We start from the raw sequence: 11,433 nt of genomic DNA on the forward strand, positions 1-11,433 counted from the left end.
TCCCCAGGGCGCACCCGTGCGGGCTGGGTACAGTTGGGGCATGAGTTCCGCGACCTCCCACCCCGCAGCAGACGACCCCGCGGGCTCGGGGGCCCCCGAGGTCCTCGTGCGGCGCTACGGAGCGGGTCACCGCACCGTCACGCGCACCCCGCGGCGGGGCCCCTCCCAGCACGGCTGGCTCCTGATTGCCGCGGGGGCCACCCTGGCGGCAGCCCTGTTCGTGGTGTGGATCGTGTGGGGGGACTCCCAGAAACCGGTGTTCAAGGACGTCAGCTTCCACATCTCCAGCTCCGGGCAGGCCTACGCGGACTTCGACCTCACCAAGGACCCGGACCAGACCGTCACGTGCGCGGTCCAGGCGCTGAACCAGGAGCACGCCGTGGTGGGGTGGAACGAGATCACGATCGGCCGCGTGGCGGAGGCGGAGCTCAGAGGCCGCACGAGCACCCACCGCGTGCCGGTGCGCACCACCAACCTGGCCACCACCGCAGGAGTGGACTCCTGCTGGAGCACCAGCGAGTGACGCTCCGGGTGCCGCACGTCACTTTGGGCAGGAGCGCGCCGGTCCTCTAGACTTCTGCCGAGATCAGATCCCCGACCCGGAAGCGCTGGGCCACACGGCTCGCACCGGGGCGGGGTTTTTCACACGTGTCCACCAGGGCGGTGGACACCAGAGAACGGAGGCACTGTGCCTACTCAAGAGGGAGCCTGGCTCACCCAGGAAGCGTACGACCGGCTCAAGAAGGAGCTCGACCACCTCGCCGGCCCCTACCGCCAGGAGATCGTGGACCGGATCGAGCAGGCCCGTTCCGAGGGCGACCTCAAGGAGAACGGCGGCTACCACGCGGCACGCGAGGAGCAGGGCAAGAACGAGGGCCGCATCCAGCAGCTCACCCAGCTGCTCGAGAACGCCCAGGTGGGCGAGGCCCCCGCGGACGACGGCGTCATCGAGGCCGGGATGGTCGTCACCGCCGAGATCGCGGGTGACGAGATGACGTTCCTCATGGGTTCGCGGGAGGTCGCCGAGGACCTCACCGGCGGCGAGGACCTCGAGGTCTTCTCCGAGCGCTCCCCCATGGGTGCCGCGATCAACGGCCACAAGGTGGGTGAGACCGTGTCCTACACGGCTCCCAACGGCAAGGACATCACCGTGAAACTCCTCAAGGCCAAGCCCTTCGGCCGCTGAGCGCACACCCCGCCGGCAGCACGCGGCACCGACCACGTCACCGGCAGCACCGAGGCCACCCCGCACGGCGGGGTGGCCTCGGCCGTTCCGGCACGGGCGTGCGGAGCCGGTTGGCCGCGGGGTTCCGTAAGCTCGGGGGAAACACCCCGCCCCGTTGAGGAGACAACCGTGCTCACCCACTGGAACCGCACCCCCGGCCGATGGACCGTTCCCCTGCTCGTGCTCACCACCCTGCTCGCCGTTGCGGCCGTCGTGGTGCACGTTCTGGGGCAGGGCAACCCCTCCCTGAACGCCACGGGTGGACTGCGGAACATTCTGTGGGTCGCCACATTCGTCGCGGGTTTCGTCACGTACCTCTCCGCACGCGGCGGACGACGCCGCTGAGGCCCGCCCGCGCCCCGGGTCGGCGTCCTCGGGCTCGGTGGGCGCGGGTCAGTGCACCACCACGGGGTGGTAGCCGTGCGACTCCAGGGCCGCGAGCACCTGGTCGCAGTGCGACTGGCCCTTGGTCTCCATGTCGATGGTGATGGAGACGTCCCCCATGGACAGCGACCCTCCGATCCGCGTGTGGTCGACTCCCGTGACGTTGGCGTCCAGGTCCGCGATGAGCTGCGAGATCTGCGCGAGTTCGCCCGGCCGGTCGGTGAGCATCATCTTGATGGTCATGTAGCGCCCCGCTGCCGAGAGACCCCGTTGGATGACCTTGAGCATGAGCATGGGGTCGATGTTCCCGCCTGAGAGCAGCACCACGGTGGTCCCCAGGTCCGGGTGGGTCTGCCGCAGCCTGCCTTCCAGGATCGCGGCGACGCCCACGGCACCCGCGGGTTCCACCACCATCTTGTTGCGCTCGAGCATGAAGATCAGAGCCTGGGCGAGGGAGTCCTCCGAGACGGTGACGACGTCGTCCGCGAGCTCCCGGATGATGCTGAACGGCAGCTGGCCGGGGCGGCCCACGGCAATGCCGTCCGCAATGGTGGAGACCTTGGACAGGGTGACGATCGCATCCCCTGCCAGGGACGGCGGGTAGGCTGCGGCGTTCTCGGCCTGCACCCCGATCACGCGGATGTCCCTGCCCTGTTCCCGGGCCTTCTCCTTGAGCGCCACGGACACCCCGGCGAGCAGGCCACCGCCGCCCACCCCCGCGATCACGGTGTCCACGGTGGGCAGCTGCTCGAGGATCTCCAGACCGATGGTCCCCTGCCCCGCGATGATGTCCCGGTGGTCGAAGGGGTGCACGAACACCGCGCCGGTCTCGTCGGAGAAGCGCTGCGCCTCGGCCAGGGCCTCGTCCACGCTCGAGCCGTGCAGCACCACCTCGGCGCCGTGGTCCTGGGTGGCGGCGATCTTCGGCAGCGCCGCGCCCCGCGGCATGTAGATCCGCGCGGTGATCCCGAGCCTGGCCGCCGCGAGCGCCACACCCTGGGCGTGGTTGCCGGCCGACGCCGCCACCACGCCCCGGCGCTTCTCGTCCTCCGAGAGCTGGGACATGCGCACGTAGGCGCCGCGGGCCTTGAAGGATCCCGCGCGCTGCAGGTTCTCGCACTTGAGGTAGACCTCGGAGCCGAGCGCTCGGGACAGCGCGCGGGAGTGGGCGAGCGGGGTCCGTTCGATGACGCCGTCCAGGAGGCGTGCGGCGCGGCGGACGTCGTCCACCGAGACGGACAGTGCAGTGTGGGCCACAAGAACTTCTTTCGTCGGCGCCGATCGAGGCGGCTCGCCCTGCGGGGGCACGGCCCGGCGGGGTCGCTGCCGGCGGTGCTGCGGGAACACGGAACGCGACGTCCCGGGTGGGGACGCCGCGTTCCATGCTATTACGGGACCGGTCCTGCGCTAGCGCTGGGTGTTACCGGTGTCCAGGTCCTCGGCCTCGGTGGAGGCGTTGTGCCCGGTCTCCTTCTTGTGCTTCTCCTCGCGCTTGCGCTCGGCGTCCTCACGCTCCTGGTGGCGCTTGCCACGGAAGCGCTGCAGCTGGGCCATGACCTCCTCGGAGGTGAGGTTCTTCTTCTTCGCGGCCTTCTTGATCTCCCACGGGTAGAGGAAGGGCTCCCACGCGATCCGGTCGTCGTGCTCCCACGAGCGGGCCGCGAGGTAGCGCACGATCGTGTTGCCGAACGCCATCACGGGCACCGCGAACAGCGCACCCACGATGCCGAAGAGCATGCTGCCGGTGGCCACCGCGAGCAGCACGGCCACGGGGTGCAGGGACACGGCCTTGCCCATGATGAGCGGCTGCAGGATGTTGGACTCGATCTGCTGCACCAGGAGCACCACGCCGAGCATGGCCAGCGCGATCATGGGGCTCACGGCCACCAGCGCGACCAGCACCGCCACGGCACCGGTGACCACGGCACCCACGATGGGGATGAACGAGGCCAGGAACACGAGCACGCCGATGGGCAGCGCCAGGGGCACCCCCAGCAGGAACGCTCCGAGCCCGATGCCCATGGCGTCCACGAAGGCCACGAAGACCTGGATGCGCACGTACTGCGCGAGCGAGATCCAGCCGCGGCGCCCGGCACCGTTCACCGCGGGACGCGCCCGCCGCGGGAACAGCTTGACCAGGAACAGCCAGATGTTCTCGCCGTCGAACAGGAAGAACAGCAGGACGAACAGCATGAGGATGGTGCCCGTGACGATGTTCCCGGCAGTGGAGCCGAACGTCATGGCACCGGACAGGATGGCGTTGGAGTTCTCCTGCAGGGTGTTGCCGAGGTCCGAGAACCACTGGCTCATGGAGTCGGTGGTCAGCTTGAGGGGGCTGTCCTCGAGCATGCCCAGCAGCTTCTGGAAGCCGGCCACGGCCTTGTCGGACAACTGGGCGAAGCCCATCACGATCTGCTGGCCGGAGAGCACGAGCAGGCCCAGGACCACGAGGATCAGGGCGAGCTCCACCGTGATGGCCGCGAGCGCGGACGGGAAGCGCTTGGAGCGCAACCACCTCACTGCCGGTGACAACGGGCCCGCGATCAGCGCGGCCAGGAGCACGGGGATCAGCACGGTGGTCACGTGGCCGAGCAGCCACCAGACCACGCCGACCCCGGCGATGATGAGCAGAACCCGCCAGGACCATGCGGCCGCGATCCGCACGGGTGCGGTGACCATGTCCCGGGAGTGGTCGGCGGAAGACGTAGGCGAAGGGGAGACGTCTGGGGCGCGGTGCGGCGGTGAGCCCGCGGCGGGCGTCTGAACACTGGAAGACATGTCTCTTATCATCGCATCCTTGTCCGCGTGCCCGTGACCGTGCCCGGGCCCGCGGAGGTGACAAGATGGCTGTCATGTCCACCACACTGCTGCGAGTCCTGGCCCAGCGACGCCCCGCGAGCGTGCTGACCCAGGAGAGTCCGCGCCGCGAGGACCTCGAACGGGTTCTGCGCGCCACCGCGGGCCCCAAGTACGACGACCGCCCCACGGGATGGCGCGTGGCCGTGACCAGCCGCCGGTCGGCGTCCGTGCTGGCCGCGGCCATGGCGGGACTCACCTCGGTCCCCAACCTCTCCGGGCCCGTGCCGCGGCTCAAGGGCAAGAAGATCCGGGTGCTGGCGGCGTACCGCGGGAGCCTGCAGTGGGCGTCGCGCGGCGGTGTTGCCCTGGCCCTGATCTTCCGCCACCATCCCGAGCTTCCCGAGTCCAAGAAGGACCAGCGGGGTCAGGTCTTCGCCGCCCGCGGCGTGCTGGAGGCCGCCCTGTACGCGCAGGGGTGGGCCACCATGTGGTCCCAGCGCGAGCCCTACGACCGGGACCTGATCCGGGGGTTCTACGGCCTCGACGAGCACGAGGAGATCCTCGGGTGGCTGTTCGTGGGCCGCGCGGCGAGCAACAGCGTCCCGGCGCGGGCAATCAACCTCCCACCCCGGGACCTGGACATCAGCTACATCTGAGCCCGGCGGCGTCGGCGGCCCGGAAAGATGCAGCGGCGCCGCGGTGCCGTTGAGCACCGTGACGCCGCTGCGGGCCGGCTCGCGGGTGGGACCGCGAGCGGGTCGCTCAGTCGCTCATGGAGCGGATGATGGAGAGCAGCCGCAGGATCTCCACGTAGGTCCAGATCAGCGTGACGGTCAGGCCGAAGGCCGCGGTCCAGGCCGCCTTGCGCGGGATGCCGCGCTTGACGCCGTCCGTGATGTTCTCGAAGTCCAGCACGAAGCTGTAGACCGCGAGCAGGATGGCCACCGCGCCCACGATCAGGCCCAGCGGGATCCCCGCCACCGAGACCTCGGTGCGCATGTCGAAGCCGCCGATCAGGCTCGTGCTCAGGTTCACCAGGGCGAAGATCGCGTAGGCCATCATGGCCACCATGAAGAACTTGGTCACGCGCGGAGTGGCCCGCAGGACACCCGTCTTGTAGAGCACCAGCACGGACACGAAGACGGCGAGCGTGCCGATGACCGCCTGCACCACGACGCCCGGGTACATGGACTCGAAGATCCCGGAGACCCCACCCAGGAACAGGCCCTCGGCCAGGGCGTACAGGATGATGAGCGCGGGGCTCGGCTCACGCTTGAAGGAGTTGACCAGGCCCAGCACCAGGCCCACCAGAGCACCCGGGAAGGCCAGGACGGGCAGGAACCACCCGGCGGCCGCGGCGACGACCACGCAGCCGAGGACGAGGGAGGTGCGCACCACGACGTCGTCGTAGCTCATCCGGCCCGTCTGGGCGGGGCCGGCTGCCGGGGCGCTGTACATGCGCTCCAGCTGCTCAGGAGAGTACCGCGGGTCCTGGTAGGAGCCCGGTGCGGTGGTGGCGTTCTTCTTGCCGAAGTCGTTGAGGAGGGGGTTTCCGCCGGCCAATGTGACGTCCTTTCGAGGGCGTTAGTCGAGCTGTGCCACCAGGCTAGCAGTGGCGCTCCTGGGGGTGGCCGGTATTTCCGCCGGGCGAACAGGTTCCCCGGATCCTGCCAGCCGCACGGGACGGCTCGGCGGCCGCGCCCGCCGGGGTCACCCGCGACGGGGCGCGGCCGGCGCGTGCGCGGGTGAGGACGCCCCGCCCCCCTCGGGCACGACGACGTGGTGCCCCCAGTGGGATTCGAACCCACACTGAGCGGATTTTAAGTCCGCTGCCTCTGCCGGTTGGGCTATGGGGGCGGGCCTGCGCCCCGTCCCTGTCCTGGCGGACGAGCGGGGCGGGTGCCCGGACGACGACGGTGGGGCCGCTCGTGAGCGGCCCCACCGTCGTGCGCTGCGAGGTGCTACAGGCTGGCCTTCTCCGCCGGCAGCTTCTCCCCCGCGGCCTTGCGGAACGCGCGGCGCGGGTCGTGCAGGTGGCGCAGCGCGGTGGTGTCCCGGCCGAAGAGCATGTTGATGCCCCACTCGGTGAACACGCGGACCTTGCGCTCCACGGTGGGGATCGCGTAGCCGTGGTACAGCCGGTGCATGGTCCACGCCGGGAGTCCGCCGAGGTCCACGCCGCGGATGGTGGCCGCGCCCTTGTAGAGGCCGAGGCCCGCCACGGAGCCGAGGTTCTCGTGGTAGTAGTCCTCCAGCGGCTCGCCCTGGTGGGCGGCCATGATGTTCTTGGCCATGGTGGCGGCCTGGCGCACGGCGTGCTGGGCGTTGGGGACGCAGAACCCGCCGGGGCCGGAACCCGTGAGGTCCGGGACCGCCGCGATGTCGCCGGCGGCCCAGGCGCCCTCGAGGGGCCCGTCGTCGCCGGTCACGCGCAGGTCCGCGCCCACGCGGACACGGCCGCGCTCGTCCACCGGGAGGTCGCTGTTCTTCACGAAGCCCGAGGCCTGGACACCGGCGCACCAGATCAGGGTGTCGGTCGCCATCTCACCGGCCGGGGACTTGTCGCCCATGTTGATGAGCTTGACCACGTCGCCGTCCACCTCGGAGATGGAGGTGTTCAGCAGCACCTCGATGCCGCGGGCGCGCATCTCGGCGACGACCTTCTCCGCGCGGTCCTTGGAGACCTCGGGCATGATCCGGCCCATGGCCTCCACGAGCACGAAGCGCAGGTCCGAGACGCGCAGGCGGTCGTTGCGCTCCACGGCGGAGCGGGCCATGTCCTCGAGCTCGGCGATGGACTCGGAGCCGGCGTAGCCGCCACCCACCACGATGAAGGTCAGCGCCTTGCGCTTCTCCTCCTCGCTGTCGGTGAGGGACGCGACCTCGATGCGCTCGAGCACCCAGTTGCGCACGGAGACGGCCTCTTCGATGGTCTTCATGCCGATGGCCTTCTCCGCGAGCCCCGGGATGGGGAACGTGCGGGTGGTGGAGCCGCCGGCGATCACGATCTCGTCGTAGGGCAGCTCGAACTCCGGCCCCTCGTCGATGCCGCGGATGGTGACCTTGTGGTTGGCGTGGTCGATGTGCTCCACGCGGCCGCTGACCAGCTCGCTGTCACGCAGGTGGTGGCGGTGCGAGATCACGGCGGAGCGGGCGTCGATGTTGCCCGCCGCCACCTCCGGCAGGAACGGGAGGTAGGTCATGTACGGGTTGGGATCCACCACCGTGACCACGCCGCCGGACTCCTTGATGCGGGTCTGCAGCTTCTGGGCGAGAGTGAAACCAACGTAACCGCCACCCACGATGAGAAGGCGCGGACGGTCCTTAGCAAGTTGATTGAAAGCCATGACCCGAAGTTTACCCACGGCGCAGGGCTTTTGGTGACGGAGTGTCCGCGCCCGCGACTGCGCCCACCGTGAAATCAGCGGGAGAGCCTGCGGATGTGGAGCACGGCGGCCACGGTGAGCCCTGCGACCACCACCCCGAAGGACGCCAGGACCACCACGGGCAGCGCCCCGGTCTCGTTCAGCGGCGCCTGGGCCACGGGCGGGGTGGCCTCCTGGGTGACCTGCTCAGTGTCCCCCTTGGCCGTGGTGGCCGCGGCACTGGCCGAGGGCGAGGCGCTCTGCGGCCGGTTCTGCTGGATCCAGTGCCGGATGCTGCCCAGCGGGTTCTCCTCCGCGGTCTCCACGTCCGCGGTGACGGCCGCCGCCACGTCCAGCACCCCGTACCCGTACAGCGGGTCCTTGCCCTTGTCCCCGGCGTCGTGGGCGGTCTTCACGATGCGCTGCGCCACCTGCCCCGCGGTGAGGTCCGGGTGCTCCTGCTTGACGAGCGCCGCCGTTCCCGAGACCAGGGGCACGGTGGCGGAGGTTCCGGACCACTCGGCGTACCCGTTGCCGGGCATGGCCCCCACCATGTCCTCGCTGGGACCGGCCACCGCGATGGAGATCCCCTGCGAGGAGGAGTCCCAGCTGGCCCTCCCCGAACGGTCCACTCCCCCCACGGTCAGCACGCCGGGGATGGTCGCGGGCGCACCCACCTGGTTCAGCCCCGAGCCGCGGTTGCCCGCCGCGGCCACGACCAGCACGTTCTTCTCCTCCGCGTACGCGAACGCCGAGTCCCAGGACTGGGGCCACGCCGTGGAGTCCGAGCCCACGGACATGTTGATCACGTCCGCACCGTGGTCCACGGCCCAGCGCACGGCCTGCGGGATCTGCTCGTCCACGCTCTTCACCCCCGGGTCCTGCACGCCCAGCCCGAGCGAGACAGGGAGGATCTCGGCGTCCGGGGCAACACCCAGGATGCCCTGCCGGCGACCGGGCCCGCTCTCGTTCGCGGCACCGTGCCCGCGGCCCGCGACGAGAGAGGACACCAGGGTGCCGTGCTCGGGCTCGGAGCCGAGGCCCTTCCGGCCGTCCGCCTGTCCCACGCCGGAGACATCCGTGCCGGGCTGCACGGCGGCCTTCAGGTCCTGGTGGGAACCGTCCACACCGGTGTCGATCACGGCGATCTTCACGCCCTTGCCGGTCGCCGTCTTCCACGCGTCCCGCACGCCGTAGTCGTCCAGCCAGTACTCACGCTGCTGGATGTCCCCGCCCTCGACGGAGGGCTTGCCGCCCCCGGGAGGAGGCGCCACGGGGGTCTGCACGGGGATCGACGGCGCGGGCCTCGGCACCGCGGGCTCCTGCGCGAACGACGACGCCGCCGCGGCTCCCGCGAGCAGCAGCCCTGCCGCCGTGCCCGAGATCAGGGCGCGCGCCCTCGTCCGTCCGGTCATGTCCCTCAACCCTTCCGTACCGTCCGTGCCTGCTCGTCCCCGCGCCGTCGCGTGGTGCCTAGGACACCAGGGACAGTGCGATGCCGTCCAGGATGTCGTGCTCGCTCGCGGTGACCGTGGTGACCCCGCCGCGGGTGGCCTGGACCACGCGCTCGACCACGCGGCGCCACACCAGGGCACCGGCCCCGATCACGTCCACCCGGCCCTCGTGCATGAATCCCAGGGCGGCACGCTCCTCGCGGGTCATCCCGGTCAGCTCCCGGCACGCCCGGGAGACGGTCTCGACGTCCAGCACCGAGCCGTTGATGCGCTCGGGGTCGTATGCGGTGAGCCCCATGGCCATGGCGGCCACGGTGGTCACGGTGCCGGCCACGCCCACCAGCCGGGTGGTCTCCGCGAGGGGCACGGAGCGGGCGACCACGTCCATGGCCTGGTCCACGTCCCGCAGCACGCGCTCCTGCTGCTCCGCGGTGGGCGGGTTGGAGCCCAGGTGGCGCTCGGTCATGCGCACGCACCCCACGTCCACGCTCCTGGCCGCGAGCACCTCGCGCGGGGTGCCGAGCACGCACTCCGTGGATCCGCCACCCACGTCCACCACGAGGACCCGGTCCGCGGGGTCCAGCTCCGCGGCGGCGTTGAGGGCACCGCGGAAGGACAGCGCGGCCTCCTCGTCGCCGCTGACCACCTCCGGCGTGACACCCAGCCGGGCGCGGATCCCGGACACGAAGACGTCGCGGTTGCCCGCGTCGCGCGTGGCCGAGGTGGCCACGAACCGCACGCGGTCCGCACCGTGCTCGGCAATCAGTGCCGCGTACTCGTCCACGGCGGCGAAGGTGCGCTCCAGGGCGGCCTCGGCGAGCCACCCGGTGGCGTCCACACCCTGGCCCAGGCGCACGATGCGCATCTCGCGCACCACGTCGCGCAGAACGGTGTGCCCGCGCTCGTCCGTGACGGCGTCCGCGACGAGCAGACGGATGGAGTTGGTACCGCAGTCGATGGCAGCTGTGCGCATGGCAGGGGAGGTCCTCGGGTCGAAGGTGCCGGTCACGGGGCCCGGCGCGGGGAGGTGCGGGCGGCGTCGTCCGCACCCGGGGCCGTGGCGGGGTGGTGCGTCAGTCCGCCACGCGCCACGCGGGATCGCACGCGCAGCGCTCGGGCGTCCAGGTGTCGGCGATGAGCTCGAGCGTCTCGTCCCCGAGCGGGTTCACACCGGGCCCGGAGGCCAGGCTGTGCCCCACGAGCACGTGCAGGCACTTCACGCGCGTGGGCATCCCGCCCGCGGAGATGCCGTCGATCTCCGGGACCTCCCCCGTGCCCGCGACCTCTCCGATGCGACGCCGCTGGGCCAGGTAGTCCTCGTGGGCGGCGGTGTAGCGGCGGGCCAGCTCGGCGTCCTCGGCCACGCGCTCCGTCATGGCGTACATGGCGCCCTCGGCCTCGAGCCGGGAGACGGCCGCCGTGGCCACGGGGTGCGTGAGGTAGAAGACCGTGGGGAACGGGGTGCCGTTGCCGAGCCGCGGCGCGGTGGCGACCACCAGGGGGTTGCCGCACGTGCAGCGCGCGGCGATCTCCACCACGTCCCGCGCGGTGCGGCCCAGCTGGTGGCCCACCACGGTGAGGTCCTGGGGTGTCACGGTGGGGTCGTGCGGGGCGGCTGGGCTCACTGGTCGCTGCTCTCTCGGTTGTCGGGTTCCAGGGTGATGTCCTCCTGGGGGTAGGCGGAGTCCACCACGGACTGCCACAGCCCGTCCGCCCAGGCGGGTTTGCCGGCCTCCACCTGCTCGGCGGAGGACTCCACGGCCTGGTGGCGGTCCTTCTGCGCTCCCAGGACCACGTACGGGTTCTCCCCCGGCTTCACGTAGGACATGCGCTCCCGGGCCTGCTGCTCCACGTAGGAGTCGTCGCCCCAGAGCTCCTCCTCGCGCTTGAGCTGCTGCTGGAGCTCCTGCTCGTGGGCGATGCTCGCCTGCAGCTCGGAGATCTGCGAGCGCTGGTCGATGAAGATCTTGGCGGTGGGCGCGGCCAGGAAGACGATGATGGTGACCACCACGACGAGTGCCACGAGCCTGCCGTTGAAGGAGTGCGCCGGGGTGGGCGCCGCGAGGGTGGACGAGCCGCCGCTCCGCGCGTCCGGCGCCTGCTCCCTCGGGGGGCCGCGCGGTGACCTCCGGCGCGCCGCTGCTCGCGGGGCGCGGGCCGCGCCGGGGAATCCGGGGGCGGGGACCGACCATGCGTACCTCCCGGG

At 71.2% G+C, this 11,433-nt stretch carries 12 protein-coding genes and 1 tRNA gene; 4 read left to right on the forward strand and 9 right to left on the reverse strand.

What is annotated here, in order from left to right:
• The first annotated feature begins 40 nt into the window (after positions 1-40).
• The 3 genes from CWC38_RS08905 to CWC38_RS08915 all read left to right on the forward strand — a co-directional run bounded on the left by CWC38_RS08905 (position 41) and on the right by CWC38_RS08915 (position 1,570).
• Complete coding sequence (locus tag CWC38_RS08905; RefSeq protein WP_121846414.1) at positions 41-523, forward strand: DUF4307 domain-containing protein; 483 nt, start codon at positions 41-43, stop codon at positions 521-523.
• Between the two features lie 165 nt (positions 524-688).
• Positions 689-1,186, forward strand: coding sequence for a transcription elongation factor GreA (gene greA / locus CWC38_RS08910; protein ID WP_121846415.1), 498 nt, complete (start codon positions 689-691; stop codon positions 1,184-1,186).
• A gap of 168 nt (positions 1,187-1,354) precedes the next feature.
• On the forward strand, positions 1,355-1,570 hold the full coding sequence (locus tag CWC38_RS08915; protein WP_121846416.1) for a hypothetical protein: 216 nt from the start codon (positions 1,355-1,357) through the stop codon (positions 1,568-1,570).
• A 48-nt stretch (positions 1,571-1,618) separates the two neighbouring features.
• Here the strand turns inward: CWC38_RS08915 and ilvA are convergent, their stop codons facing one another.
• Together ilvA and CWC38_RS08925 are read right to left on the reverse strand one after the other, a co-directional pair.
• Positions 1,619-2,866: a threonine ammonia-lyase gene (gene ilvA / locus CWC38_RS08920; protein WP_121846417.1), complete on the reverse strand. Its 1,248-nt coding sequence runs from the start codon at positions 2,864-2,866 to the stop codon at positions 1,619-1,621.
• Positions 2,867-3,016: 150 nt separating this feature from the next.
• Positions 3,017-4,387: an AI-2E family transporter gene (locus tag CWC38_RS08925; RefSeq protein ID WP_121846418.1), complete on the reverse strand. Its 1,371-nt coding sequence runs from the start codon at positions 4,385-4,387 to the stop codon at positions 3,017-3,019.
• Positions 4,388-4,461: 74 nt separating this feature from the next.
• On the opposite strand from CWC38_RS08925, the gene CWC38_RS08930 reads away from it, so the two are divergent.
• Positions 4,462-5,064, forward strand: a complete 603-nt coding sequence (locus CWC38_RS08930) for a nitroreductase family protein (protein WP_121846419.1) — start codon at positions 4,462-4,464, stop codon at positions 5,062-5,064.
• 106 nt (positions 5,065-5,170) lie between these two features.
• Here the strand turns inward: CWC38_RS08930 and CWC38_RS08935 are convergent, their stop codons facing one another.
• The 7 genes from CWC38_RS08935 to CWC38_RS08965 form a co-directional block, all read right to left on the reverse strand.
• Complete coding sequence (locus CWC38_RS08935) at positions 5,171-5,971, reverse strand: Bax inhibitor-1/YccA family protein (protein ID WP_121846420.1); 801 nt, start codon at positions 5,969-5,971, stop codon at positions 5,171-5,173.
• A 217-nt stretch (positions 5,972-6,188) separates the two neighbouring features.
• Positions 6,189-6,265 (reverse strand) — tRNA-Leu (locus tag CWC38_RS08940).
• A 104-nt stretch (positions 6,266-6,369) separates the two neighbouring features.
• The gene (locus CWC38_RS08945) at positions 6,370-7,755 is read right to left on the reverse strand and encodes an NAD(P)/FAD-dependent oxidoreductase (protein WP_121846421.1); all 1,386 of its coding nucleotides are present in this window, start codon (positions 7,753-7,755) and stop codon (positions 6,370-6,372) included.
• A 74-nt stretch (positions 7,756-7,829) separates the two neighbouring features.
• Entirely contained in the window at positions 7,830-9,188 is a 1,359-nt protein-coding gene (locus CWC38_RS08950) for a S8 family serine peptidase (RefSeq protein ID WP_121846422.1), read from the reverse strand.
• Between the two features lie 58 nt (positions 9,189-9,246).
• Entirely contained in the window at positions 9,247-10,200 is a 954-nt protein-coding gene (locus CWC38_RS08955; RefSeq protein WP_121846423.1) for a Ppx/GppA phosphatase family protein, read from the reverse strand.
• Between the two features lie 100 nt (positions 10,201-10,300).
• Entirely contained in the window at positions 10,301-10,852 is a 552-nt protein-coding gene (locus tag CWC38_RS08960; protein WP_121846424.1) for a DUF501 domain-containing protein, read from the reverse strand.
• The coding region (locus CWC38_RS08965) for an FtsB family cell division protein (protein WP_133306244.1) at positions 10,849-11,433 on the reverse strand (585 nt) is incomplete at its 5' end. The genes CWC38_RS08960 and CWC38_RS08965, both read right to left, overlap by 4 nt.

Origin of the sequence: Kocuria tytonicola (assembly GCF_003687455.1) — a bacterium.
Lineage (GTDB): Bacteria > Actinomycetota > Actinomycetes > Actinomycetales > Micrococcaceae > Kocuria > Kocuria tytonicola.

What these genes read in the sequence shown, in the direction of transcription:
- CWC38_RS08945 (WP_121846421.1), bottom strand. Translation starts at nt 7,755, where the DNA reads ATGGCTTTCAATCAACTTGCTAAGGACCGTCCGCGCCTTCTCATCGTG.
- CWC38_RS08905 (WP_121846414.1), top strand. Translation starts at nt 41, where the DNA reads ATGAGTTCCGCGACCTCCCACCCCGCAGCAGACGACCCCGCGGGCTCG.
- CWC38_RS08925 (WP_121846418.1), bottom strand. Translation starts at nt 4,387, where the DNA reads ATGTCTTCCAGTGTTCAGACGCCCGCCGCGGGCTCACCGCCGCACCGC.
- CWC38_RS08955 (WP_121846423.1), bottom strand. Translation starts at nt 10,200, where the DNA reads ATGCGCACAGCTGCCATCGACTGCGGTACCAACTCCATCCGTCTGCTC.
- CWC38_RS08950 (WP_121846422.1), bottom strand. Translation starts at nt 9,188, where the DNA reads ATGACCGGACGGACGAGGGCGCGCGCCCTGATCTCGGGCACGGCGGCA.
- CWC38_RS08930 (WP_121846419.1), top strand. Translation starts at nt 4,462, where the DNA reads ATGTCCACCACACTGCTGCGAGTCCTGGCCCAGCGACGCCCCGCGAGC.